Below are 24526 nucleotides of genomic sequence, written 5' to 3' on the forward strand. Positions count from 1 at the left end.
GTGTGGCGTGCCGCCGCTGGAACGTCAACCTTGGCGGGCCGCCCACAGACGTTCGGCGTCGCGGTCGGCCGCATTCGGATCGTCGGCCCTGCCCAGCGCGCGCAAAGCCAACCCAATTGTACCGATCACGACGGCGCGACCGCGCGGATGTTCGCTGTCGCCGCGCCAGGTTGCGGCCAGATCGTCGAGCGTGCCCGGCGACGCTTCATCGCGCGTCAGCAAGGCGGCGAAAGATTCGTCGCTGCGCGTACCCGCGACGAACAGACCGGCTGCAACCGGTTTGGTCGGTGCGCGTTCGGCTTCGCCGCCAGCACCTTTGACGACCAGCAGCCGCTTGCGACCAAGTCGCTGCGCGACGCCGAGATGCACGTCGATATAGGGCGGATGAAACACGCCATCGACCGATGCCGCCGCGTCGAACGGATCGAGCAACCGCGCCACCGTATTCACCGGCGAGCGCAGCCCCAGCTTGCGGCGCAGCTCCAGCAGCTCGTCCAGCTTGGGCGACAGACGTTCGATCGGCAGATAGGCGAACCCGGTGCGCGCGATCTGCGCCTGCGCGTCGGCAAAGTCACTGGCTGCGTCACGATCCAGCACGCGCAGCGCATCGGCGACGGTGGGGCCGCTGCTGAACCGGTTCGATCCATGCATCGCGACGCGGATGCCGGCGCGCGCCAACGCCAGGGCTGCGAGCAAGAACCATGGAACGTCGCGCGTTTTGCCGGCGCCGTAGGACGGCCAGTCGAGATCGACCGCGCCTTGCGTTGGAGTGGGCAGGCGTTGGCGTGCTGCTTCGACCAGCCCCGCAATCTCGTCGGAATCTTCGCCGCGATAGCGCAGCAACATCAGGAAGGCGCCGACCTGCACCGGTTCGGCTAGCTCGTCGAGCACCAGGCCGAACGCTTCGCGCGCCTCCTCGCGCGTCAGCGCGCGCGAACGCCCCGGGCCACGGCCCAGCGTGGCGACGAATTCGGAAAAACGGGCGACGCCCAAATTTTCAGGGGGTGAATCAGGCGGCTGCACGCGCCATCGTCGCACGCTCGGCTGCAAGCGCAACGACTTCGCCGATCACGATCAGAACCGGCCCATCCGTTTCGCCCAGTCGGTCGGCGATATCGGCCAGAGTCGCGGTGATGCTGCGTTCGCCGTCGCGCGTCGCATTTTCGATCGCGACCACCGGCGTCGATGGCGCGCGGCCGGCTTCGATCAGCTTGGCTGCAATCCGACCGATGCCACGTGCACCCATATAGACGGCCAAGGTCGCGTCGCAATTGGCCAGCGCATCCCAATCATGGTCCAGCGCCGGACCGTCTTTGCCGTGCCCCGTCACCAAGGTCAGGCCGCGCGCGACGCCGCGATGGGTCAGCGGCATTTGCAGACGCGCTGCAGCGGCGCTGACCGCGGTGATGCCGGGAACGATCTGCACCGGAAAACCAGCGGCAGCCAGCGCATCCAGCTCTTCAGCCGCGCGGCCGAACAGCAACGGATCACCGCCTTTCAAGCGCACGACGCGCAGACCTTTGCGCGCCTGCGCGACGAGCAGCCGGTTGATCGCGGCCTGGCTGGCCGAATGCCGGCCGCACCGTTTGCCGACCGAAATGCGCACCGCTTCGCGTCGCGCCAGGTTCAGCACCGCGTCGCTGACCAGCGCGTCGTGCAGGATCACGTCGGCGCGTTCGATCGCGTGACGCGCGACCAAAGTCAGCAACGTCGGATCGCCCGGTCCGGCGCCGACCAAGGCGACTTCGCCGCGCGGGCTCGGATTGCCTGCAAGCCGCCGCGCCAGCAGCGCATCGGCGCGCAACGAGTCGCCGGCCAACACGGCGCGCGTCTCCGCGCCGTCCAGCACGTCCTGCCACAGGCGGCGGCGCGCATCGCGTCCATGCACGCGGCGACGCACGAGATCGCGTTGTTTGCTGCACCAGTCGGCGAGCTTGGCGTAGGCGGGCGGAATGGCGGCTTCGACGCGCGCACGCAGATCGCGCGCCAGCGCCGGCGCGGTGCCGCCCGACCCGATCGCAACCGTCACCGCGCCGCGCGTGACGATCGCGGGCATCGTCCAGTCGCAAAGATCGGGACGATCGACAACATTGACCAACGCACCGGCGGCGCGCGCTGGAGCGAGATAGCGCTCGGGCTGTTCGCAAGCGAGCACGACGAGACGGAAGCCCGCGAAGTCTCGCGTGTCGGCATGTTGTGTCACGTCGAGACCGGCACTACGCAACAGCGCGACTTTCGCCGTGGCGTCTGGGCCGTCACCGACGACCAGCGCGGTTGCGGTGCGCAGAAAGATCGGAAATTCAGGCAGCGCGTTCATAGGTTCCCTCGCGCAGCAACGCTTCGAGTTCGGGGATGCAAGAGCCGCAGTTTGTGCCGGCGCCAAGCGCGGCGCCGATTTCGGCGGCGCTGACCAGTCCTTGTGACGTGATCGCGTCGAGGATCGTGTTGAGCCCGACCGAGAAGCAGGCGCAGACGGTGCGGCCCTGGCTGGCGACGGCGGTGCGGCCCGCCAACAACGCAAAACGCGTCTCGGCATCGAGCGGCGCGTCGAGCAAATGCGCCAGCACGTCGCGCGACGGCAGGTTGCCGCTCTGCGTTACGAACAAACAGGAATCGAGCTTGCCGTCGACCAGCGACGCAGCCCGCACCGTATCGCGCGACGTGTAGTCGATCCGCTCACCGTCTCCGAGCAACGTATCGATCGCGGGCATCGCATCCCAGCCTGCAAGCAGAAAGGCTTCGCCCGACTCCAGCGCAACGCGCGTCCAATAAAATCCGTCGCCCGGCAGCACGTCGGTCGCGCGTCGCAACAGCAAGGCACGCCACGCAATTGCGACGGGTGCGACGCGCACGGCAGTCGCTTTCAATTCGGGCTGGCCCGACACGGGATCGGTCGCCCCCGGCACCAGCGCGTCGATCGCGCCGCCGCTGGTGAACCAGCGCGTCCAATGCATCGGCACGAAGGCGTCGCCCGGACGTTGCCCGGCCTCTTCGCGCACGCGCAGCACGGTCGCACCCAGCGCGCTTTCGATCCGCACCAGCCCGTCCGGCGTCAGCCCGTAGCGCGCAACGTCGTCGGGATGCAGCGCCACGAACGGTTCGTCGGTGTGATTCATCAGACGCGCCACGCGCCCGGTGCGCGTCATCGTGTGCCACTGGTCGCGCAGGCGACCGGTATTGAGCGTCAATGGAAAGTCGGCGCTGGTGACCGACACGGGCGCGCGCCACGGCGTCGGAACGATGCGCGCCTTGCGATCGGGCGTGTAGAAGCCGCCGTCGGCGAAGAAACGTTGGCGCGTTTTGCCGTCGCGCGTGACCGGCCACTGCACCGGTTCCAGCGCGTCGTACGCCTCGTCGCTGAGAGAGGCGAGGCCGCCAATGTCGAAGGCGCGACGCCCGTCATTCTCGAACGACGACAGCGCCGCATGTTCGCGAAAGATCGCGGCCGGGTTTTTCCAGCCGAACGCGAAACTGCCGAACAGGCGCTGGCCGACCTGCGCCAACTGCCACCAATCTGGCCTCGCATCGCCGTCGGGCGCGCGCAGCGCGCGCTGGCGCGAAATGCGCCGTTCGCTGTTGGTGACGGTGCCGTCTTTCTCGCCCCAGCCGGCGGCGGGCAACAGAACATGCGCCAGTTTGGCCGTGTCGGACCGGTCGGTGACGTCGGAAACGACGACGAACGGACAGGCATCCAGCGCGGCACGCACGCGATCGGCGCGCGGCATGCTGGCCAACGGATTGGTGCCGAGAATCCAGATCGCGCGAATGCGCCCGTCCAGCACCGCGTCGAACATGTCGACCGCTTTCAGGCCGGGCTTGGTCGCCAGATTGGGTGCGCTCCAGAAACGGCGCAGCCGGTCGAGATCCGACGGTTCGAAATGCAGATGCGCGGCCAGTTGGTTGGCCAGCCCCCCGACCTCGCGCCCGCCCATCGCATTGGGCTGTCCGGTCAGCGAGAAGGGGCCGCTGCCCGGTTTACCGATCCGTCCGGTCGCGAGATGGCAATTCAAAATCGCCGACACTTTGTCGGTGCCGGCCGAAGACTGGTTCACGCCCTGGCTGTAGAGCGTCAACACGCGGTTGGTTTGCACGAACAGATCGTGAAAGGCGTCAATGTCGGCGGGCTGCAACTGCGTCGCTGCAACCACGTCGATCGCGCGCGCCGCATTCAGCGCGTGTTCCAACCCGTCTGTGTGTGCCTCGACATAGGCGCGGTCGATTGCACCAGCATTGTCCAAGGCCACCAGCAGCGACGCGAACAAGGCGACGTCGCCGCCAGGTGCGATGGCGAGATGCAGGTCGGCGATCTCGCAGGTCGCGGTGCGACGCGGATCGATCACGACGATCTTGGTGCTGCGCGCCTGCTTTGCCGCGACCAGACGCTGGAACAGAACCGGATGACACCAGGCCGTGTTCGACCCGACCAGCACGACCAGATCGGCTTCGTCAATATCATCGTAACAGGCGGGCACGACGTCTTCGCCGAAGGCGCGCACGTGCCCGGCCACCGACGAGGCCATGCACAGGCGCGAATTGGTGTCGATGTTGGACGTGCCGACAAAGCCCTTCATCAGCTTGTTGGCGACGTAATAATCCTCGGTCAGGAACTGACCCGACACGTACAGCGCGACCGAGTCAGGGCCGTGCGTTTCGATCGCTTCGCCGAAGCGCTGCGCCACCAGATCCAGCGCCTCGTGCCACAGCACGTCGGATCCATGAATGCGCGGCACGCCGACACGGCCGTCGAGGTTGAGCGTCTCTCCCAGTGCGGCACCCTTCGAACAAAGCCGGCCGCGATTGGCCGGATGATCGGGGTCGCCGTCGATTTTCCCTTCCTGCAAGCGAACGCCGCAGCCGACGCCGCAATAGGGGCAGGTGGTCCGTGTCACAGCGTCAGCTGCAGAAAAATACGCTCGCCTTCGAGCCGCACCGGCACGGTGGTGGCGCAGCCTTCATCTTCGCTGGCGCCGGTCTCGAGGCTGATCACCAGCGTGTGCAGCGGACAAGTCACCGACTTGCCGTGCACGATGCCTTGGCTCAGCGGACCGTTCTTGTGCGGACAGCGATCTTCCAGGGCGAAGATTTCATCCTCGCCGGTGCGGAACACCGCGATGGCGCCGGATTGTGTCGTGACGCGCCGCGCGCCGCGTTTGGGAATGTCGGCGACACAGCCGATTTCGGTCCAGTCGCTCATTCTGCCGCTTCCGCCAGGCTCTCGACGACATGCAGCGGGGCGAAATCCGCATCCGGCGTCTCGACCTGGGCCGCCCACGGATCGTGCTGCAGGATGCGCTGGCTTTCGAGGAACCGTTCGTAGAGCTCTTTGCGGCCGGCAGCGTCGGCGACGATGCGCTGTTTGACATAGTCGATGCCGACACGCTCGATCCAGGGCGCGGTGCGATCGAGATAGCGCGCTTCTTCGCGATAGAGCTGCAGGAAGGCGCCGGTATATTCGAGCACTTCCTCCGACGTCGTGACTTTGCACAGCAAGTCGGTGACGCGGACTTTGATGCCGCCATTGCCGCCGACATGCAGCTCCCAGCCGCTATCGACCGCAACGACGCCGAGATCCTTGATCGTTGCTTCGGCGCAATTGCGCGGGCAACCCGACACGGCAAGCTTCACCTTGTGCGGATGCCACGAACCCCAGGTCATGCGTTCGAGTTCGATTCCCATCGTGGTCGAATCCTGCGTGCCGAACCGGCACCAGGTTGAACCGACGCAGGTCTTCACCGTGCGCAGCGCTTTGCCATAGGCATGGCCCGACACCAGCCCGGCTGCATTCAGATCACGCCACACCGAGGTGAGCTGTTCTTTCGGCACGCCAAGCAAATCGATGCGCTGGCCGCCGGTGATCTTCACTTCGGGAATCGCGTATTTGTCGACCACGTCGGCGATCGCGCGCAGCTCAGCCGCGTTGGTGACGCCGCCCCAGATCCGCGGAATGACCGAGTAGGTGCCGTCCTTCTGGATGTTGGCGTGATCGCGTTCGTTGACGAAGCGCGATTGCGGATCGTCGGCATAGTCTTTCGGCCAGGCGCACAGCAGATAGAAATTCAACGCCGGGCGGCAGCTGGCGCAGCCGTCCTGGGTACGCCAACCCATGGTGCGCATCACATCGGCCATGTTGGTCAGATGCTCAGCGGCGATGCGGCGGCGCACCTCTTCATGCGGATGATCGGTGCAGGGGCACATCGGCTTGACGCCGGTCTGTTTCTGAAACGCGTCGCCAACCGTTGCGACCAGGATCGCTTCGACCTGTTCCGTGCAGGATCCACACGAAGCCGACGCCTTGGTGCGTTTGCGCACGCCGTCAATGTCGGTCAGCCCGTGCTTGGCGATGGCGCTGCAGATCGCGCCTTTCGACACGCCGTTGCAGCCGCAGATTTCCGCGTCGTCGGGCAGGGCAGTGGCCGGTTGCTTGACCTCGCCTGCAAAGGCTTCGCCGAACACCAGCGCGTCGCGGAAGGCGCTGCAGTCGCTGCCGTCGCGCAGCAGGCGCTGGTACCAGCCGCCGTCGCGCGCGTCGCCATACAGAACCGCGCCGATGACTTTGTCGTCGCGCAGCACGATGCGGCGATAGACGCCGCGGCCGGGATCGCGAAAGACCAAGTCTTCGGTGCCGTCGCCGCCGCTGAAATCGCCCAGCGACAACATTTCGATGCCGGTGACTTTGAGCCGCGTCGCCGACGCGACCGGCGCGAAACATTTCTCCTTGTCAGCGCCGGTGATGCGATCGGCACAGACCTTGGCCATGTCCCAGATCGGCGCGACCAGCCCATACGTCACGCCGCGATGTTCGACGCATTCGCCGACGGCGAAGATGCCGGGATCCGACGTGGTGCAACCATCGTCGATCAACACGCCCCGCTTGACCTCAAGCCCGCTGTCTTTGGCCAGGCTCGCATTGGGCCGGATGCCGACCGCCATCACGACAAGGTCGGCGGGCAGATGCGTGCCGTCTTTGAGCTGCACGCCGGTGACATGCGCGTCGCCGGTCAGCGCAACCGTTTCGGCCTGGGTCAGAATCTTGATGCCACGCCGCTGCAGGTCGGCGGCAAGCAGCGCTGCCGCGTCGCCGTCGAGCTGCCGTTCCATCAGGCTCGGCATCAGATGCAGCACGGTGATGTCCATGCCGTTCAGCGCCAGGCCGTTGGCTGCTTCCAATCCCAGCAGACCGCCGCCGATCACGATCGCTTTGCCGCCTTTGCGCGCCGCGTCGAGCATCGTGTCAACGTCGGCCTTGTCGCGGAAGGTGCAGACGCCGGGCAGGTTCACGCCCGGGACCGGCGGCACAAACGGATTCGATCCCGTCGCCAACAACAGACGATCCCAGCCGCGCAACGTGCCGTGCGCGCCGGTGACAGTGCGCGCATCGCGATCGATCGCGACCACCGCTTCGCTGGTGATCAGCTCGATCTTGCGCTCTTCGTACCAGGCGCGATCCTGCAGCGTGATGTCGGCGAAGCTCTTTTCGCCCGCCAGCAGCGGCGACAGCATGATGCGGTCGTAATTGCCGTGCGGCTCGGCGCCGAACACGGTGATGTCGAACCGGTCGGGGGCACGCGTCAGGATCTCTTCGATCGTGCGCATGCCGGCCATGCCGTTGCCGACGAGAACGAGACGTTCCTTCCCCATGACTAGGCCGCCTTCTCTGCTGGAGGGCGTTGCCGTTCGTACAGAAACCGCAGCACGTCGCGACGCGCTGCGACGTAGCGCGCGTCGTCGGCCAAGGTCAGACGATCGCGCGGGCGTGGCAGGTCGACGTCCAGCACTTGCCCGATCGTCGCTTCCGGCCCGTTGGTCAGCATCACGATCCGATCCGACAGCAGCACCGCCTCGTCGACGTCGTGCGTGATCATCAGCACCGTGTTGCCAAGCCGGCGGTGGATCGCCATCACCTCGTCCTGCAGATTGGCGCGCGTCAGCGCATCGAGCGCGCCGAACGGTTCGTCGAGCAGCAACAGCTTGGGTTCCATCGCCAGCGCGCGGGCGATGCCGACGCGCTGTTTCATGCCGCCCGAGATTTCCCCCGGCCGCTTGTCGAGCGCGTGCGTCATATGCACCAGCTCGAGATTCTCGATCACCCATTCGTGGCGTTGCTGTTTGGTCTTCTTGCCTTTGAAGACTTTGTCGACCGCCAGCTTGACGTTCTCGTAGACGGTCAGCCACGGCAGCAGCGAATGGTTCTGGAATACGACCGCGCGGTCGGGACCGGGATCTTCGCAACTGACGCCGTCGAGAATGACGGTGCCGTCGGTCGCGTGCAGCAGGCCGGCGACGATGTTGAGCAAAGTCGACTTGCCGCAACCGGAATGGCCGATCAGCGAAACGAATTCGCCTTTCTCGACGCCAAGCCACAGGTCGCTCAACACCGGTACCTGCTTGCCGAACTGCATCGAGACGCCTTCGATCGACAGGTAGTGCTGTGTCATCACGCAGTTCCTTTCGATACGAAACGGCCTGCCAGCGCGATCAATCGATCGAGGCAGACACCGACTAGGCCGACATAGATGAGCGCAAGAATGATCTCGCTGATCAGCGAGCTGTTCCACGCGTCCCAGATGAAGAAGCCGATGCCGACACCGCCGATCAGCATCTCGGCCGCGATGATCGCGAGCCAGGACAGGCCGACGCCGATGCGCAGGCCGGTGAAGATGAACGGCACCGTCGCGGGCAGCAGGATTTTGGTGAACATCTCGAAGTGCGAGAGGCCCAACACCCGCGCGACGTTGCGGTAATCCTGCGGCAGCGCGCGCACGCCGACGGCGGTGTTGATGATGATCGGCCAGATCGCGGTGATGAAGATCACGAAGATCGCCGACGGATCGGTCTGCTTGAACGCAGCCAAGGACAGCGGCAGCCAGGCCAGCGGCGGCACAGTGCGCAGCACCTGGAAGATCGGATCCAGGCCGCGCATCGCCAGTTTGGATTGTCCGACCAGCACGCCCAGCCCGACGCCCGCGATTGCAGCGAGCGAGAAGCCCAATGCGACGCGGCGCAGGCTGGCGATGATGTGCCAGAACAGGCCTTTGTCGACGCCGCCGCGATCGAAGAACGGATCGCGGATCAGCGGCCACGTGTCTTTGAACACTTTGGTCGGCGGCGGCAGCGCCGAACCGGTGCCGCCGCAGGCGAGCTGCCAGATGCCGAGGATCAGCAACACCATCACCAGCGGCGGCAGAACTTGCGCTGCCGCACGCTTGGTGAAGGCGAGCAGCGGCGCTGCGTTGAACGACGGCAAGGCGAAGGGCGCAGGCTTGTCGAAAGCGACGGCGCGATAGCGGGCACGCGGATCCATCTGCTCAGACCCGCGCAATCGCCAACGACTTCAGATACGCATCCGGATTTTCCGGATCGAACACTTTGCCATCGAAGAAGGTTTCTTTGCCGCGCGACGTGCTGGTCGGGATTTCGGCATCGGGCACGCCCGCAAGTTTGGCGCCGGCCTTCCAGATGTCTTCGCGGTTGACCTCTTTGATTAGCGCTTTCGGCGTCACGCCGGCCGGCAACATGCCCCAGCGTTGATGTTCGGTGAGGAACCACAGATCGTGGCTCTGGAACGGATAGGACGCCTGGTCGCGCCAGAACTTCATTACATGCGGGCTGTTTTCGACGACGCGCCCGTCGCCATACTCGAACTTACCCTTGGCGCGTTCGACGATGTCTTCGACCGGAACTTTGAACCATTCGCGGCCGCCGACGATCGCGCACATCTCGGCTTTGTTTTCCTGCTTGTCGCACCAGCGCTGCGCTTCGATCACCGCTGCGGCGATCGCTTTGGCTGCTTTGGGATTCTTCTCGACGAACTCGGTGCGCATGCCGAGCGACTTTTCCGGGTGGTTGCCCCACAACTCGCCCGTCGTCATGGCGGTAAAGCCGATCTTCTGGTTGACGAGCTGCGCGTTCCACGGCTCGCCGACGCAGAACGCGTCCATTGCGCCGACTTTCATGTTCGCCACCATCTGGGCCGGCGGCACGACGATCAGCGAGACGTCCTTGTCGGGATCGATGCCTCCCGCTGCGAGCCAGTAGCGGATCCACAAATCATGCGTGCCGCCGGGGAAGGTCATTGCGACCTTGGCTTCTTTGCCGTCGGCTTTGGCTTTCGCGAACACGACTTTCAGCGCCGAAGAATCGACGGTGGGTTTCAGCGCCTTGTGCGCTTCGGCGACGCTGATGCACTGCCCGTCGACATTGAGACGGGCCAGGATCGACATCGGCGTCTTCTGGCCGTTCTTGCCGACTTTGCCGGTCGACAGAAGATAGGGCAGCGGCGTCAGGATGTGCGCGCCGTCGATGCCGCCGCCGGCGCTGCCAAGTTCGAGATTGTCGCGCGTCGTTCCCCACGACGCTTCTTTCTTCACCTCGACGTCGGGCATGCCATATTTGGCGAAGAAGCCTTTCTCCTTGGCGACGATCAGCGGCGACGCGTCGGTCAGCGCGATAAAGCCGAACACGGCCTTGGTGACTTCGGGCGCGTCGCCCGCAGCGGCCCACGCACCGGCGGGCAACAGCGCGCGCGCAGCCGTCAGTGTTGCAGCGGTACGCAGCACGGCACGACGTGTCGGGTTCTTGAAATCATCCTGCATCGCGTGCTCCTGCGTTCGACGTGAAGGGGACCGACGGCGCCACGAGTTCGCCGTCGGTGGGGGGAAGAATCGGCCCGGCATCGCCAAGCGAAATTGCGAGGTCGGCTGCGGCGCTGCGCACGATTTGCGGCCGGTACAGCGCGCGCGCCGCGTCTTCGGTTGCGTGGTCGAGCGGCAACCAGCCGCCGCCCGCGAGCGCGCGCGAAAACCAGGCAGCGTGGTCGGGATCGGGGATCGTCGCACCGTCGGCGAAGAAGCAGATCGCATCGCTGTTGCCCTGCGCAGCACCGGGCAACGAGGTGCGGATCGCATCGGCAGGCAGATCGAACCAGCGCGGCTGCGCCAGTAAATTGGCCAGCTCGTCGGCATTGCCGGCGTCGTCGCACCACAGCGCCGCGCGCAACGTCGCGCGCACCAGCGCGGCCAGCCGCATCGGATCGCGATCGCTCAGCGAAGCCGACACGGCGAGAAGTTTTTCGGGATGGTTCGGCCAGACTTCCGAGCTGCGCATACAGGTCGTGCCGGCGCCCGCACGCGCCGCCATCTCGCTCCAGGGCTGGCCGGCGGCGAACGCGTCGATGCGGCGGTCGGCCAGCGCCTCGACCATGCGCGCGGGCGGCAACACGTCCCACGCAATCTGTTTGTCGGGATCGATCCCGCGACGCTTCAAATAGAGACGGGTCAGAAGATGGTGCGTCGAGAAGGCATGCACGATGCCGATGCGCGGTCGCGCACCGCGCGCAACCGCGCCGTCGAGATCAAAGCCGGTTGCCTGGGTCAGCGTCACGCCGTTGCGCGACAAGGTCATCGGCACGGCCAGGTCGGCGGTGACGCCGCGCGCACCCAGCGCCATCGCGATCGCAAGCGGCGCCAGCAGCACCGCGCCGTCGAGCGCACCCCAGGTGAGTTTGTCGGCGATGTTGGACCAGGACGGCTCGATCGACAGCGCGACGGTCAGGCCTTCATCGGCGAACAGACCGCGTTCGGCCGCGACGATCAGCGGAGCTGCGTCGGTCAAACGAAGCAGGCCGAGCCGCATCGGCTCGCCGCGTGCCAGAATCGTAAGCGTCGGTCGCGCCATGCGCGTCCAGCCCGACGAACCCCGTTGTCCGCCTTAAAACCGCCGACGAATGCGCGGACGCCGTTGCCCGTGCATTTGCGAACACTTCAATCCGTGTGCCAGGGCGGGATCGTTGGCAGACAAGGGCTTTTGGAATCGCCGGAGTCATGCTGCGGCGCAAAATTTGGGCATGCGCCTCGGCGCGTGCCCAGAAATTGGCTTTAGGCCTCGTCGCCCGCCAGCACCGCGGCGGCGATATCGGCGATGCGTTTGCCGCGGTCCATTGCGCGTCGTCGCAGCCACCGATGCGCGTCGGGTTCGGACCAGCCGCGGCTTCGAATCAACATAGCTTTGGCCCGATCGATCGCGGCGCGTTCGGTTTGATCGGCACGATGGCGGCGATAAAGAGCGACCGCCGCGGCGACGATCGGTTTGACCGCGGGCAGTGACGCGCCGACGACGTTGTAGCTCGAGATTCCCGCGTCGATCGCCGCTTCCATGAAGCCGGGATCGTCGTGATCGACGAACAACACGATCGGCGCTTCGACGCGCCGCAACCCGTCCAACGCGTCGCGATCGGGCAAGGCCATGTCGATCAGAACGACGTCGGGATGAAGCCGCGCAACCGCGTCGCGCAACGACGCGCCCGGCGCGAGCCGGACCAACTCAACCCCCGGCAAATCGCGTTCGATCGCAGCGGCGCGATCGGGATCGGAATCGGCAAGCAGGACCTTCACGGCCCCGCAGGTTCGCAAGACGGGTGCCAGAAGCACCCGCCTTGTCGTTGGTCTTATGCGGCGCGGATCTGTTCGAGGAAGCGATAGACCTCGGACTTCAGCGTTTCGCCCTGGGCGCTCAGCGCTTCCGAGGCGCTCTTCACCTGCGCCGCAGCGACGCCGGTGTCGTTGGCGGCCTGGTTGACGCCGGCGATGTTGGCCGAGACCGCTTCGGTGCCGTGCGCTGCTTCGACCGTGCTGCGCGAGATTTCCTGGGTCGCGGCCGCCTGTTCTTCGACCGCCGCGGCGATCGCGGTGGTGATCGAGCTGACTTCGCCGATCGTGCCGCCGATGCTGCGGATCGCCTGCACCGCTTCTTCGGTTGCGTGCTGAATGGTGCTGATCTGTCCGGAAATGTCTTCGGTCGCTTTGCCGGTCTGGGTCGCCAGCGCTTTCACTTCCGATGCGACGACCGCAAAACCCTTGCCCGCTTCGCCGGCGCGCGCCGCTTCGATCGTGGCGTTCAGCGCCAGCAAGTTGGTCTGGGCCGCGATGTTTTGAATCAACGTCACGACTTCGCCGATCTTCTGGGCTGCTTCGGCAAGACCTTGCACCGTATGGTTGGTGCGTCCCGCTTCGTCGACCGCCTTCTGCGCCACCGTCGCCGATTGCGACACTTGCCGCGTGATCTCGTTGACCGTCGCAGTCAGCTCTTCCGCCGATGCGGCAACTGTCTGCACGTTCATCGACGCTTCTTCGGATGCGTGACTGACAGCGGCAGCCTGGCGGCTGGTTTCTTCGGCCGTTGCGCTCATGCCGCTCGACGTGACGTGCAGGTCGGCGGCGGCACGCATCAGCGCATCGAGCAGCCCTTGCACCGACCGTTCGAAGGTCTGAATGAACCCGTCGATCGCCGCGGCGCGGAATTCTTTGCGCTGCTGTTCTTCTTTCTGTTCGTGTTCGAGGCGGCGTGCGGTCCGCGCGTTGTCGCGGAAGACTTCGAGCGAGCGCGACAAGGTGCCGATCGCGTCGTGGCGTTCGGTGCCGGTGATTTCGATGTCGAGGTCGCCTTTGGCCAGCCGGTCCATGCGGCCGGAAATTCCGTCCAACGTGGCAACGATGCCGCGAATGACCAGGAATGCGAGAGCCGCCACCACCACCGCGATCGAGGCGATCGCCACCATGATGATGCTCGAGGTGCGTGCCATGCTGGCTTCGCTTTCGCGCTGCGCGGCGCCCGCGAACTCACGCACCTGCGTGTTCATTGATTCCAGCAGCGGCTCGGCTTCGGCATAAATCTTCGACAGGCTGGCGATCGCATCGCCCTCTGACAGAACACCCTTCGACGCTTCGACAAAGTCGCGCTGATAGTTGGCCAGTCGCTCGCCGATGGCGGCCTTGCGGTCGTCCGGCATTTTGGCGCTGGCGATCAGTTGTTGGAATTCGCCAGCGGTCTTGGTGAAGGACGCGACGTATTTGGCATCCTTGCGCGCCAGGAAGTCTTTTTCATGCCGGCGCATCATCAACATCGACGCCATGAAATGCGCGTCGGACTCGTTGGCGATCGAAGTTTCGATCTCGTGCACGGCTTTGCGCAGCGTGCCCTGCAGCCCGCTATTTTCGTCCAGGCCGACGGTCCGCACGTTTTTCACGACGGCGTTGAATTGCTCGACATACCGGTTCACCTCGGTGACCGCCTTGTCGAGCGTCGCTTGCTGCGCGGCCGGCAGCATGGTGCGCAGCTTGACCAAGGCGCTCAGCGCGTTGGCGCGCTCTTTCTCATGCTTGGTGACGTATTCCTCGCGGCGGCGCAGCAGGAAATCTTTCTCAGCGCGGCGCGTATCCAGAAGATCGATCTGCGCCCCGGTCAACGTTTCCAGGCTGAGGGTTGCGCGTTCCAACCGCTTTCGTGCCGCGTCCTGCTGGGCGTTGCCGACCAGATAGACGGCGCCGATGGCGACGAGGCCAAAGACACCGATGACGCCGATTAGCGCGATCTGCTTGGTCAACGCCAAGCGGTTGAGCAGGTTGTTCATCACAAATCATCCGAAACAGAAGTGTCTGGTTCGACGATGAGGTGCCTTCAATTGTTTATGAATTCGGAAGGCGCAAATATACTGACGGATATCCGGACAAATTCTGCGCGCCATTTGTGCTTGCTACGGAAGCAAGCCACCTACACCCATGCGCGCAATGACCATGCGGTCGAGCGGCAAACCAGCAGCAAGCCGGCGTAAAACAAGGTCAATTCCGTTCAGTGCCGGGGAGCGTGCACAGCCAGGCATACCGACGATTGGTATCGTGCCGTAGCGCGCAAGCAGTAGTAAATTTCCCGGATCGACCGGCATTCCGTAACGTTCGATCACGCCGCCGACAGATTCGATCGCAGCCGGGATCACGTCGCGGCGATCGACGATGGCAGAGGCGCCAACCAGCAGGATCAAATCGACGTCGGCTGTTACAATCGCTTCCGCGATCGATTTTATTTCGTGCGTACAACGCGTCTCGCCCACAAGTGAGGAACCAAGCGCCTTCAGGCGCAGCTCGGTCACCTCACGCGTCTTGTCCAAGACGCTTTGTTTGGTGGCGTTCGATTCAGTTTGCACCAGCAGTGCGCGCAACGGGTGCAGTTTCCGCAGTTCGATGGCGCCGGTTGGCAGCTGGTCGAGCAGTGTGCTCTGCAGCGCAAACGGGATGATCTTGATCGTGGCGACGACCTCGCCCGCGGCCACCGGCACGTCGGGCGGCAAGGTCGCGACGGTGATCGCTTCGTCGATGAAATTGACCCGGTCGATCGCGGCCCGGTCAATCACCAGCAAGCCGTTGTCCGTCGCGACCAGATCGGCGCGGCCGGTGGTTGCGGCGGACACGTCGAGACCAGGCCCAGCAATCGCCGTGGCGACGCGCGACGCAGCCTCGTTCTCGTCGATCTCGTCCGGCTCGATCATCGCAGCCGCGACTTGGGTTCGGCCGGAGATGCGCAACGAATCGATCGCATCGCGATCGAGCACCGCGCCTTTCTTCAAAACGCGATCGGCCAGACGAACCGTATGCGCAAGCCGTGCACCCAGCGCGGCGTCAAGTTCGATGTCGCCGAATTTCATGCGCGCGCATCGCGCACGATCTCGGCCAGAATCGACACGGCGATTTCCCCCGGCGTCATGGCGCCGATGGCAAGACCGATCGGTGCACGAATGCGCGCGAGATCGTCGTCGCTGATCCCCGCTGCTTTGAGTCGCTCGACCCGTTTAGCATGGGTGCGTTTCGATCCCAGCGCGCCGACATAAAAGGCGGGTGAGGCCAATGCTGCATTCAGCGCCGGGTCGTCGAATTTTGGATCGTGCGTCAGCACCACGATAGCGGTCGTCGCATCGGGTTTGAGATCGGCGAGTGCCGCGTCGGGCCAGCGTGTGTCGAGTGCGATCGTCGGGAACCGCGCCGGATCGGCGAAGGCGGTGCGCGCATCGATCACGGTCGGCGCAAAGCCCGCCTGCGCCGCCATCGGCGCCAGCGCCTGCGCGACATGCACGGCGCCGACGATCAACAAACGCTGCGGCGGCGCCAAGGTCAGCGCGAATTGCAGTTCGTCATCGGCGAGCGCGCTGGGGCTGCGTGTGTGGGTCGGGGTCCAGGTCAGATCGCCGTCTGCGAGCTGCATGTTGACGCGCGCGATGAGTCCTTCGCGCCGCGCTTCTTGCGCTTGGCGCAGCATCTCGCGGCGCTGCGCGGTCAGCGGCAAGACGTGAATGCGCACCTCGCCGCCGCATGCCAGCCCGACTGCCCATGCATCTTCGTCGGCAACGCCGAATTTCAGATCGCGCGTATGACCGTCCTCGATTGCGCCGCGCGCTGCTTCGATCGTGGCGCCTTCGACGCAACCGCCCGACACCGATCCGACGAACGCGCCGTCGCCGCGTACGGCGAGCAGGCTGCCGACCGGACGCGGGCTGGACCCCCAGGTGCGAATGACGGTTGCGATTGCAGCGCCGTCGCCTTCTTCCGACCAGGCGAGCGCGGCTTCGAGCGGATCTTCAGGTGCCATTGGGTTTCCGCGGCAGTTTGGCCAAAGCGCCTGCGTGCCGCCCGTTGATGTCGGTGTTGATCTCGTCATAGAGCGCCAGGACCGTGCGCCCCAGATCAGTCAATTGGGCGCCGCCGCCCTTGCGACCACCCGTTTCGGTTTCGACCAGCTTGTCCGTGAATAGCCGGTTCAGCTCGTCGATCAGTGACCAGGCACGGGCATAGGACATGCGCAACGCCTTGGCGGCTTGCGCGATCGACCCGACGCCTTCGATGCCACGCAGCAACGCGATCTTGCCCGGACCAATCGCAGCTTTCTCATCGAGCACCAGACGGATGGAGACACGCGGCATGTTTTTAACGCCCGAACTGCTGGCGATAGGCCAATGATAGGGATGTTCTATCGCGTAACGAGCCCATCCCCTTGATTCAAGTCCGTTTTGGGCCAGACATCGGCGTGAAATAGGACAAAGAAGATGCCGTTGCCCAGATACGAGGCGTGGTCGTCGGCGCGTGGCGCCGAAGTGATTGCCGCACATGCGCACATGGAAGGCGCGACGCTCCCGATCCTGCATGCGCTGCAAGAGGAGTTCGGCTACGTGCCCGTCGAAGCCGAGCCGATGATCGCGCATGCGTTGAACCTTTCGCGCGCCGAAGTGCACGGCGTGGTGAGCTTCTATCATGACTTCCGTCGCGCGCCGGCCGGACGCCACGTGTTGAAACTGTGCCGTGCCGAAGCGTGCCAATCGGTCGGCGCCGACGCGCTGCACGAACATGCGTGCAAGAAGCTCGGCGTCGCCCCTCTTGGCACGATGGGGGGTGAAACCACCGCCGACGGTGCCGTGACGGTCGAACAGGTCTTCTGTCTCGGCCTGTGCGCCAGTGGCCCGTCGGCGATGCTCGACGGCAAGCCGATCGGACGATTGAACCGGGCGCGTCTCGACACGCTGCTCGATCGCGCGCGGGCCCGCTGATGTTGCGCGTGTTCATTCCCTGCGACGCGGCTGCAATTGCGGTCGGTGCCGACGAGGTGACGGCGTCGCTGCGCCGTGCCGCGGCCGCGCGCAATGTCGACGTCGAGATCGTACGCACCGGTTCGCGCGGCTTGTTCTGGCTTGAGCCGATGGTCGAGTTTCAAACCATCCACGGTCGCATCGCCTATGGGCCGGTGACGGCCGACGATGTCGAAACCGTGCTGGATGCCGGTCTTGCCGGCGGCGGCGAACATGCGTTGCGCCTGGGTGCGCCCGAAGCGATTCCATTCCTGGCGCGGCAGACGCGCCTGACCTTTGCGCGCTGCGGCGTCGTCGATCCACGTTCGCTCGTCGACTATCAAACGCACGGCGGGTATCGCGGTCTCGAACGCGCCGCGTCGATGACGCCAGATGCGATCGTCGAGATGGTGACGGGGTCGGGCTTGCGCGGTCGCGGCGGCGCCGGTTTTCCGACCGGCATCAAATGGAAAACGGTTCTGCAAGCGGCCGGCGCGCGCAAATACATCGTCTGCAACGCCGACGAAGGTGACTCAGGCACATTCGCCGATCGCATGATCATGGAAGGCGATCCGTTCGTGCTGATCGAAGGCATGACGATCGCGGGCATCGCGACCGGTGCCACCAAAGGCTACATCTATATCCGCTCGGAATATCCGCACGCGGTTGCGACGATGCAGGAAGCGGTCGAAGCGGCGCGTCGCGCCGGCTATCTCGGCGCGCGCGTGCACGGCACCGAACACGCCTTCGACATCGAGATTCGCGTCGGCGCTGGCGCCTATGTCTGCGGCGAAGAAACCGCGCTGCTCGACAGTCTCGAAGGCAAGCGCGGCCAGGTGCGCGCCAAGCCGCCGCTGCCGGCGCATAAAGGCCTGTTCGGTTGCCCGACCGTGATCAACAACGTGATCTCGCTCGCCAGCGTGCCGGTCATTCTGGCCGAAGGTGCCGAGGCCTATCGTGATTTCGGCATGGGCCGTTCGCGCGGCACGATGCCAATTCAGCTCGCGGGCAACGTCAAACATGGCGGCCTGTTCGAAGCCGCGTTCGGCATCACCCTGGGCGAGCTGGTCGACGAGATCGGCGGCGGCACCTTGTCGGGCCGTCCGGTGCGCGCGGTGCAAGTCGGCGGTCCGCTGGGTGCGTATTTCCCGCGCTCGCTGTTCGACACGCCGTTCGACTACGAAGCCTTTGCGGCGCGCGACGGGTTGATCGGGCATGGCGGCATCGTCGTGTTCGACGACACGGTCGATATGGGCGCGCAGGCGCGCTTCGCGATGGAATTCTGCGCCATCGAATCCTGCGGCAAGTGCACGCCCTGCCGCATCGGCTCGACGCGCGGCGCCGAAACGATCGACAAGATCCGCCGCGGCGAGAATGTCGGTGCCAATCTCGCGATCGTCGAAGATCTCTGCAACACGATGAAGTTCGGTTCGCTCTGCGCGCTGGGCGGCTTCACGCCGTATCCGGTGATGAGCGCGATCCGTCATTTCCCCGAAGATTTTGGTTATGAACAGAGGTCGGGCCAGCAGCTCGACGCAGCCGAGTAAAGTCATGTCGCTGATCCACGAAACCGACTTCGGCACGCCCGCTTCCAAAAGCGAAACGCAGGTGACGCTGACGATCGACGGCGTGTCCGTCACCGTGCCCGAAGGCACGTCGATCATGCGCGCGGCGATGGATGCGGGCATCCAGGTGCCGAAACTGTGCGCCACCGACACGCTCGACGCATTCGGCTCGTGCCGCCTGTGCCTGATCGAAATCGACGGTCGCGCCGGCACGCCCGCGTCCTGCACGACGCCGGTTGCGGCCGGTATCGCGGTGTCGACCCAGACCGAACGGTTGAAGAAGCTGCGTCGCGGCGTGATGGAGCTCTATATCTCCGATCATCCGCTCGACTGTTTGACCTGTGCTGCCAACGGCGATTGCGAGCTGCAGGATATGGCGGGCGCGGTCGGCCTGCGCGACGTGCGCTATGGCTATGCGGGCGAAAACCATCTCGGCAAAGAGAAAGACGAGTCGAACCCGTATTTCACCTTCGACCCGTCGAAATGCATCGTCTGCTCGCGCTGCGTGCGCGCCTGCGAAGAGACGCAGGGCACGTTCGCGCTGACGATCGACGGCCGCGGCTTCGACTCCAAAGTCTCGCCCGGCATGATGGAAAGCTTCCTCGGTTCGGAATGCGTGTCGTGCGGTGCCTGCGTGCAGGCATGCCCGACTGCGACTCTGTCCGAGAAGTCGCTGATCGACATCGGCCAGCCCGAACATTCGGTGGTGACGACCTGCGCCTATTGCGGCGTCGGCTGCAGCTTCAAAGCCGAGATGCGCGGCACCGAGCTGGTGCGCATGGTTCCGTACAAAGACGGCAAGGCCAATCGCGGTCACTCCTGCGTCAAAGGCCGTTTCGCCTGGGGCTATGCCACGCATCGCGAACGCATCCTCGAGCCGATGATTCGCGAACGGATCAGCGATCCGTGGCGCAAAGTCTCGTGGGAGGAAGCGATCGGACACGTCGCGTCGGAATTCCGCCGCATCCAGGGCACGTATGGTCGCGGTTCGATCGGCGGCATTACGTCGTCGCGTTGCACCAACGAAGAAACCTATCTGGTGCAGAAGCTGGTTCGCGCCGGCTTCGGCAACAACAACGTCGATACCTGCGCACGCGTGTGCCATTCGCCGACCGGCTACGGGCTGAAGACGACGTTCGGCACCTCGGCCGGCACGCAGGATTTCGATTCCGTCGAACATGTCGACGTCGCGCTGGTGATCGGCGCCAATCCGACCGACGGCCATCCGGTGTTCGCGTCACGCTTGAAGAAGCGTCTGCGCCAGGGCGCCAAGCTGATCGTGATCGATCCGCGCCGCACCGACATCGTGCGGTCGCCGCATATCGAAGCCGCCTATCACTTGCCGCTGCTGCCCGGCACCAACGTCGCGGTCCTGACCGCGATGGCGCATGTGATCGTGACCGAAGGGCTGGTCGACGAAGATTTCGTGCGCGCGCGCTGCGATCTCGACGCCTATGCCGATTGGGCTGCATTCGTGGCCCTGCCGCAGAACGCACCCGAAGCGGTTGCGGCGATAACGGGCGTGGATGCGCAGACGATCCGCGACTCGGCGCGCTTGTATGCGACCGGCGGCAATGCCGCGATCTATTACGGTCTCGGCGTCACCGAACATAGCCAGGGCACGACGACCGTGATGGCGATCGCAAATCTTGCGATGGCGACCGGCAATATCGGCCGTCCCGGCGTCGGCGTGAATCCGTTGCGCGGCCAGAACAATGTGCAGGGTTCGTGCGACATGGGCTCGTTCCCGCACGAACTGCCGGGCTATCGCCATGTGCATGACGATGCGACGCGCGACATCTTTGAGAAATTGTGGGGCGTGTCGTTGGACCGCGAGCCGGGCCTGCGCATTCCGAACATGCTCGACGCAGCCGTCGACGGCACGTTCAAAGGTCTCTACGTGCAGGGCGAAGACATCGTGCAGTCGGATCCCGACACCAAGCACGTTGCCGCCGGCCTCGAAGCGATGGAATGCGTCGTGGTCCAGGATCTGTTCCTGAACGAGACCGCGAATTACGCGCACGTGTTTCTGCCCGGCTCGACCTTCCTCGAGAAAGACGGGACCTTCACCAACGCAGAGCGCCGTATCAATCGCGTGCGCAAAGTGATGCCGCCCCGCAACGGCAAGGCTGATTGGGAAATCACGCTCGACATCGCGCAAGCGATGGGCTTCGCCATGAAGTACGACCACCCGTCGCAGATCATGGACGAGATCGCAGCGACGACACCGAGCTTCACCGGCGTGTCGTACGCGAAGCTCGAAGAGATGGGCTCGGTCCAGTGGCCGTGCAACGAGAAGGCGCCCGACGGCATGCCGGTCATGCATATTGGCGGCTTCGCCAACGGCGCCGGCAAATTCGTCGTCACCGAATATGTCGCGACCGACGAAAAGACCGGGCCACGCTTCCCGCTGCTGCTCACCACCGGCCGCACGCTCAGCCAGTACAATGTCGGCGCGCAGACGCGTCGTACCGAGAACGGCGTCTGGCATGCCGAAGACCGGCTGGAAATTCACCCGCACGACGCCGAACAGCGCGGCGTGCGCGACGGCGACTGGGTCAAACTGGTAAGCCGTGCCGGCGACACCACGTTGCGCGCCAAGATCACCGACCGGGTCGCACCGGGCGTCGTCTACACGACGTTCCATCATCCCGACACGCAAGCGAACGTGGTGACGACCGACTTCTCGGATTGGGCGACCAACTGTCCGGAATACAAAGTGACGGCGGTGCAGGTTCTGCCGTCGAACGGTCCCAGCGAATGGCAAACGACCTACCGCGCCATGGCCGACAATAGCCGCCGTATCGAACTCGACGCTGCAGAATGAGCACCACCACCGACGACAAGCTCGTCTACATGGCGAACCAGATCGGCAAATTCTTCGCCCATAAGGGCGACGAGAAAGCCGTCGCGGGGATTGCGGATCACATTCTGAAATTCTGGGATCCGCGCATGCGCGCCAAGATCCTGGCGCATCTCGCCGCGGGCGGCGCGGGACTCGACCCCAACACGAAACGTGCAGTCGAGACGCTGCGCTAGCTCAGCGCGACCGACTTGATCAGCGCCCAGACATCGCGTCCGGGCGCAAGTCCCAATTCGACGACAGCGCTACGGCTGACGCGTGCGAGCAGGAAGGTCCCGCCGAGCTGCAAATTCACGAAACATTCGTGATCATCGTGCGGCGCGATCGCGGTGACCCTCGCGGGCAGCACGTTGCGGATCGATAGGCCGACCGGTTGTTCGGTTGCGATGGCAACGTCGCGGGCACGAATGCGAACCCGCGGACGAACGCCCGACCACGGTGGCACGATCAACATGCCGCCATCGAACTGCAGACGCGTCTGGCCCGCGTCGCTGGAATCGACGGTGCAGGACAGCACGACGCCGGCATCGCGCCGGTCGCTTAGCAGCGGCAGGTCGGTGCGCGCGGAAAGTTCGTGCAGCGAGCCGGCAGCCAGCACCTTGCCCTGCTCCAACAACACTAGCGTGTCGGCGAGCCGGTCGACTTCGTCGAGCGCGTGCGTGACATAGACGATCGGCACGCGGGCTGTATCGCGGACTCGTTCCAGGAACGGCAGGATCTCTTGCTTGCGCGGCGCGTCGAGTGCGGCCAGCGGCTCGTCCATCAGCAGCAGATGCGGCCGCGCCAGCAGCGCGCGTCCCAGCGCGACGCGCTGGCGTTCGCCGCCCGACAAGGTTGCAGGCCGACGGTCGAGCAGGTGCGCGACGCCGAGCATGTCGGTGACGGTCGCGAAATCATGCGCGTCGCCTTCTGAGCGGCGAAACCCATAGAGAAGATTGTTGCGCACGGTCATGTGCGGGAACAGGCGCGCATCCTGGAACACGACCGCGGCACGGCGTGCTTCGGCGGCGACATCGATGTTACGCGCGCGGTCGAACAAGACCTCGCCGCCCAGCGCGATACGTCCCGCTTGCGCGCTGAGCAGGCCCGCGATGCAGGCGAGGATCGTGCTTTTGCCGGATCCGGACGGACCGAACAGAACCGTGACGCCTTGCGCCGGCACATCGAACGACGCGTCGAGCGTGAAGCCGGCATAACGATGCTGCAGCGAAACCGAGAAGCTCACGTTGTGCGCCCGATCCAGCGCTGCACGCGCCGCGACAGACGGTCGGCGAACAACAACGCCGCAACCGCCAGCACAAAGGAGATTAGCGACAGTTTGGCCGCGGTTGCTTCACCGCCCGGCGTCTGCGTCGCGCTGTAAATCGCCAACGGCAGAGTCTGGGTTTCGCCTTGGACGTTCGACGCAAAGGTGATCACCGCACCGAACTCGCCGAGGCCGGCCGCGAAGGCGGTGACGGTGCCGGCCAGAATGCCGGGCGCCATCAACGGCAAGGTGATCGAGAAGAACCGGTCGAGCGGCCGCGCGCCCAAGGTGCGTGCCGCCTGTTCCAGGCCGGTATCGATGCTTTCCAGCGACAGGCGGATTGCGCGCACCAACAGCGGGAATGACATGACGGCGGTGGCCAGCGCCGCACCGTTGGCGGTGAAGACCAACCGCACGCCGAACCAATCCTGCAGCAATGCGCCCAACGGGCCGCGCACGCCGAACAGCAGCAGCAACAGCCAGCCGGTGACGACCGGCGGCAGCACCAACGGCAGATGAACGAACGCGTCGAGCCAGCTACGTCCGACGAACCGGCCGCGCGCCAGCAGCCACGCGACCAGCACCGCGAACGGCAGCGAGACGAGCACGCTGCGCGTTGCGACGACGAAGCTTAAGCGGACCGCCTGCCATTCCTGCGGCGTCAGAAAATCCATGCACCCATCAGCGCGTTACGAATCCGAAGCTTCGATATACCTCTTTCGCTTCGGCGCCAGTGAGGAAGGCGAACAGAGCCTTGGCCTTGGCGTCGCCCGCGGCGCGTTTCAGCAGCGCGAACGGATAGGTGATGGGCGCGTGGCTGTCGGCGGGGAAGGTGGCGACGACTTTCACCTGCTTCGACGCCGCCGCATCGGTCGCATAGACGATGCCCAGCGGAGCTTCGCCGCGTTCGACCAGCAGCAAGGTGGCGCGCACATTTTCCGCGGTCGCGACTTTGCTCGACACCGCGTCCCACGCACCCATCCAGGTCAGCGCGTCTTTGCCATACTTGCCCGCCGGCACGCCGGCCGGATCGGCGATCGCAAGACGACCGTTGGCGCCCAGCAGCTTGGCGATGTCGGTTCCCTTGGCGAGCGTCACTGATGCCTGGGTCGCATTGGCCGGCGCGATCAGCACCAGGCTGTTGCCCAGCGCCGAGACGCGCGTCGAGTCGACGATCAGCCCGGCCTTCTGCACGTAGTCCATCCAAGGCTCGTCAGCCGAGGCGAAGATGTCGGCGGGAGCGCCTTGTTCGATCTGGCGCGCTAGCGCCGACGAGGCCGCGAAGGACAGCTTCATCGGCTGCTCGCCCTTTGCCGTCCATTTGTCGTTCAGCACGTTGAGCGCGTCGGTCAGGCTAGCGGCGCCGAACACGGTTTGCGCCGGCGCGGCCGCCGGGAAGGCCAGCAGCACCAGAAGAAGAAAGACGCGCATGCGTTACCCCACCGTTATCTCCAGACGAAGATAACGGTGGG

At 65.0% G+C, this 24526-nt stretch carries 21 protein-coding genes; 4 read left to right on the forward strand and 17 right to left on the reverse strand.

Annotated features, from left to right (window positions below; all coding sequences use genetic code 11):
• Positions 1 to 24: 24 nt before the first annotated feature.
• The 14 genes from TMPK1_RS18015 to TMPK1_RS18080 form a co-directional block, all read right to left on the reverse strand.
• Positions 25 to 1023 carry a glycosyl transferase family protein gene (locus TMPK1_RS18015; protein ID WP_420244774.1) on the reverse strand — a complete coding sequence of 333 codons (999 nt, stop codon included), beginning with the start codon at positions 1021 to 1023 and terminating at the stop codon, positions 25 to 27.
• Positions 1010 to 2317, reverse strand: a complete 1308-nt coding sequence (gene cysG, locus TMPK1_RS18020) for a siroheme synthase CysG (RefSeq protein ID WP_420244776.1) — start codon at positions 2315 to 2317, stop codon at positions 1010 to 1012. Before cysG ends, TMPK1_RS18015 begins: the two co-directional genes overlap by 14 nt.
• A complete protein-coding gene (locus tag TMPK1_RS18025) occupies positions 2301 to 4889 on the reverse strand; it encodes a nitrate reductase (protein WP_420244777.1) in 2589 nt (862 codons plus the stop codon). Before TMPK1_RS18025 ends, cysG begins: the two co-directional genes overlap by 17 nt.
• Entirely contained in the window at positions 4886 to 5194 is a 309-nt protein-coding gene (nirD, locus tag TMPK1_RS18030; protein ID WP_420244779.1) for a nitrite reductase small subunit NirD, read from the reverse strand. Before nirD ends, TMPK1_RS18025 begins: the two co-directional genes overlap by 4 nt.
• Positions 5191 to 7638 carry a nitrite reductase large subunit NirB gene (gene nirB / locus TMPK1_RS18035; protein WP_420244780.1) on the reverse strand — a complete coding sequence of 816 codons (2448 nt, stop codon included), beginning with the start codon at positions 7636 to 7638 and terminating at the stop codon, positions 5191 to 5193. The genes nirD and nirB overlap by 4 nt, the downstream gene beginning before the upstream one ends.
• Before the next feature lie 2 nt (positions 7639 to 7640).
• Positions 7641 to 8435, reverse strand: coding sequence for an ABC transporter ATP-binding protein (locus TMPK1_RS18040; protein ID WP_420244781.1), 795 nt, complete (start codon positions 8433 to 8435; stop codon positions 7641 to 7643).
• Positions 8435 to 9301 (reverse strand): nitrate ABC transporter permease, encoded by an 867-nt coding sequence (gene ntrB / locus TMPK1_RS18045; RefSeq protein ID WP_420244782.1) that lies wholly within the window; start codon positions 9299 to 9301, stop codon positions 8435 to 8437. The genes TMPK1_RS18040 and ntrB overlap by 1 nt, the downstream gene beginning before the upstream one ends.
• A gap of 4 nt (positions 9302 to 9305) precedes the next feature.
• A complete protein-coding gene (locus tag TMPK1_RS18050) occupies positions 9306 to 10592 on the reverse strand; it encodes a CmpA/NrtA family ABC transporter substrate-binding protein (protein ID WP_420244783.1) in 1287 nt (428 codons plus the stop codon).
• Positions 10582 to 11673, reverse strand: a complete 1092-nt coding sequence (locus TMPK1_RS18055) for a CmpA/NrtA family ABC transporter substrate-binding protein (RefSeq protein ID WP_420244785.1) — start codon at positions 11671 to 11673, stop codon at positions 10582 to 10584. Before TMPK1_RS18055 ends, TMPK1_RS18050 begins: the two co-directional genes overlap by 11 nt.
• Positions 11674 to 11873: 200 nt before the next feature.
• Complete coding sequence (locus tag TMPK1_RS18060; RefSeq protein ID WP_420244787.1) at positions 11874 to 12389, reverse strand: ANTAR domain-containing response regulator; 516 nt, start codon at positions 12387 to 12389, stop codon at positions 11874 to 11876.
• 53 nt (positions 12390 to 12442) lie between these two features.
• Positions 12443 to 14404, reverse strand: coding sequence for a methyl-accepting chemotaxis protein (locus tag TMPK1_RS18065; RefSeq protein WP_420244788.1), 1962 nt, complete (start codon positions 14402 to 14404; stop codon positions 12443 to 12445).
• Between the two features lie 123 nt (positions 14405 to 14527).
• The gene (locus TMPK1_RS18070; RefSeq protein ID WP_420244789.1) at positions 14528 to 15472 is read right to left on the reverse strand and encodes a molybdopterin-binding protein; all 945 of its coding nucleotides are present in this window, start codon (positions 15470 to 15472) and stop codon (positions 14528 to 14530) included.
• Positions 15469 to 16410, reverse strand: a complete 942-nt coding sequence (locus TMPK1_RS18075; protein ID WP_420244791.1) for an XdhC family protein — start codon at positions 16408 to 16410, stop codon at positions 15469 to 15471. The genes TMPK1_RS18070 and TMPK1_RS18075 overlap by 4 nt, the downstream gene beginning before the upstream one ends.
• On the reverse strand, positions 16400 to 16741 hold the full coding sequence (locus tag TMPK1_RS18080; RefSeq protein WP_420244793.1) for a winged helix-turn-helix domain-containing protein: 342 nt from the start codon (positions 16739 to 16741) through the stop codon (positions 16400 to 16402). The genes TMPK1_RS18075 and TMPK1_RS18080 overlap by 11 nt, the downstream gene beginning before the upstream one ends.
• 123 nt (positions 16742 to 16864) lie before the next feature.
• Here TMPK1_RS18080 and TMPK1_RS18085 point away from each other — a divergent pair, with 123 nt between their 5' ends.
• From TMPK1_RS18085 to TMPK1_RS18100, 4 genes are read left to right on the forward strand one after another with little or no spacing between them, the layout of a single operon-like run.
• Positions 16865 to 17362, forward strand: a complete 498-nt coding sequence (locus TMPK1_RS18085; protein ID WP_420244794.1) for a formate dehydrogenase subunit gamma — start codon at positions 16865 to 16867, stop codon at positions 17360 to 17362.
• On the forward strand, positions 17362 to 18927 hold the full coding sequence (locus TMPK1_RS18090; RefSeq protein ID WP_420244795.1) for a formate dehydrogenase beta subunit: 1566 nt from the start codon (positions 17362 to 17364) through the stop codon (positions 18925 to 18927). The genes TMPK1_RS18085 and TMPK1_RS18090 overlap by 1 nt, the downstream gene beginning before the upstream one ends.
• A gap of 4 nt (positions 18928 to 18931) precedes the next feature.
• The gene (fdhF, locus tag TMPK1_RS18095; protein ID WP_420244796.1) at positions 18932 to 21772 is read left to right on the forward strand and encodes a formate dehydrogenase subunit alpha; all 2841 of its coding nucleotides are present in this window, start codon (positions 18932 to 18934) and stop codon (positions 21770 to 21772) included.
• Positions 21769 to 21984 (forward strand): formate dehydrogenase subunit delta, encoded by a 216-nt coding sequence (locus TMPK1_RS18100; RefSeq protein WP_420244797.1) that lies wholly within the window; start codon positions 21769 to 21771, stop codon positions 21982 to 21984. Before fdhF ends, TMPK1_RS18100 begins: the two co-directional genes overlap by 4 nt.
• Here the strand turns inward: TMPK1_RS18100 and modC are convergent.
• Genes modC through modA form a run of 3 tightly spaced genes read right to left on the reverse strand, consistent with a single transcriptional unit; the run spans position 21981 to position 24485 of the window.
• A complete protein-coding gene (gene modC / locus TMPK1_RS18105; RefSeq protein ID WP_420244798.1) occupies positions 21981 to 23033 on the reverse strand; it encodes a molybdenum ABC transporter ATP-binding protein in 1053 nt (350 codons plus the stop codon). The two genes, TMPK1_RS18100 and modC, sit on opposite strands and share 4 nt — an antisense overlap.
• Entirely contained in the window at positions 23030 to 23728 is a 699-nt protein-coding gene (modB, locus tag TMPK1_RS18110; protein ID WP_420244800.1) for a molybdate ABC transporter permease subunit, read from the reverse strand. The genes modC and modB overlap by 4 nt, the downstream gene beginning before the upstream one ends.
• A gap of 7 nt (positions 23729 to 23735) precedes the next feature.
• Positions 23736 to 24485: a molybdate ABC transporter substrate-binding protein gene (gene modA, locus TMPK1_RS18115; RefSeq protein ID WP_420244801.1), complete on the reverse strand. Its 750-nt coding sequence runs from the start codon at positions 24483 to 24485 to the stop codon at positions 23736 to 23738.
• Positions 24486 to 24526: the final 41 nt, after the last annotated feature.

Source organism: Roseiterribacter gracilis (assembly GCA_018332375.1).
Classification (GTDB): domain Bacteria; phylum Pseudomonadota; class Alphaproteobacteria; order BOG-932; family Roseiterribacteraceae; genus Roseiterribacter; species Roseiterribacter gracilis.

Bases quoted from the DNA above. Each gene is read 5' to 3' on its own strand.
- TMPK1_RS18065 (WP_420244788.1), bottom strand. From the start codon at position 14,404: ATGAACAACCTGCTCAACCGCTTGGCGTTGACCAAGCAGATCGCGCTA.
- modA (WP_420244801.1), bottom strand. From the start codon at position 24,485: ATGCGCGTCTTTCTTCTTCTGGTGCTGCTGGCCTTCCCGGCGGCCGCG.
- TMPK1_RS18085 (WP_420244794.1), top strand. From the start codon at position 16,865: ATGCCGTTGCCCAGATACGAGGCGTGGTCGTCGGCGCGTGGCGCCGAA.
- TMPK1_RS18055 (WP_420244785.1), bottom strand. From the start codon at position 11,673: ATGGCGCGACCGACGCTTACGATTCTGGCACGCGGCGAGCCGATGCGG.
- TMPK1_RS18040 (WP_420244781.1), bottom strand. From the start codon at position 8,435: ATGACACAGCACTACCTGTCGATCGAAGGCGTCTCGATGCAGTTCGGC.
- nirD (WP_420244779.1), bottom strand. From the start codon at position 5,194: ATGAGCGACTGGACCGAAATCGGCTGTGTCGCCGACATTCCCAAACGC.
- TMPK1_RS18070 (WP_420244789.1), bottom strand. From the start codon at position 15,472: ATGAAATTCGGCGACATCGAACTTGACGCCGCGCTGGGTGCACGGCTT.
- TMPK1_RS18075 (WP_420244791.1), bottom strand. From the start codon at position 16,410: ATGGCACCTGAAGATCCGCTCGAAGCCGCGCTCGCCTGGTCGGAAGAA.
- nirB (WP_420244780.1), bottom strand. From the start codon at position 7,638: ATGGGGAAGGAACGTCTCGTTCTCGTCGGCAACGGCATGGCCGGCATG.
- fdhF (WP_420244796.1), top strand. From the start codon at position 18,932: ATGTCGCTGATCCACGAAACCGACTTCGGCACGCCCGCTTCCAAAAGC.
- ntrB (WP_420244782.1), bottom strand. From the start codon at position 9,301: ATGGATCCGCGTGCCCGCTATCGCGCCGTCGCTTTCGACAAGCCTGCG.
- modB (WP_420244800.1), bottom strand. From the start codon at position 23,728: ATGGATTTTCTGACGCCGCAGGAATGGCAGGCGGTCCGCTTAAGCTTC.
- TMPK1_RS18050 (WP_420244783.1), bottom strand. From the start codon at position 10,592: ATGCAGGATGATTTCAAGAACCCGACACGTCGTGCCGTGCTGCGTACC.
- TMPK1_RS18080 (WP_420244793.1), bottom strand. From the start codon at position 16,741: ATGCCGCGTGTCTCCATCCGTCTGGTGCTCGATGAGAAAGCTGCGATT.
- TMPK1_RS18090 (WP_420244795.1), top strand. From the start codon at position 17,362: ATGTTGCGCGTGTTCATTCCCTGCGACGCGGCTGCAATTGCGGTCGGT.
- TMPK1_RS18100 (WP_420244797.1), top strand. From the start codon at position 21,769: ATGAGCACCACCACCGACGACAAGCTCGTCTACATGGCGAACCAGATC.
- cysG (WP_420244776.1), bottom strand. From the start codon at position 2,317: ATGAACGCGCTGCCTGAATTTCCGATCTTTCTGCGCACCGCAACCGCG.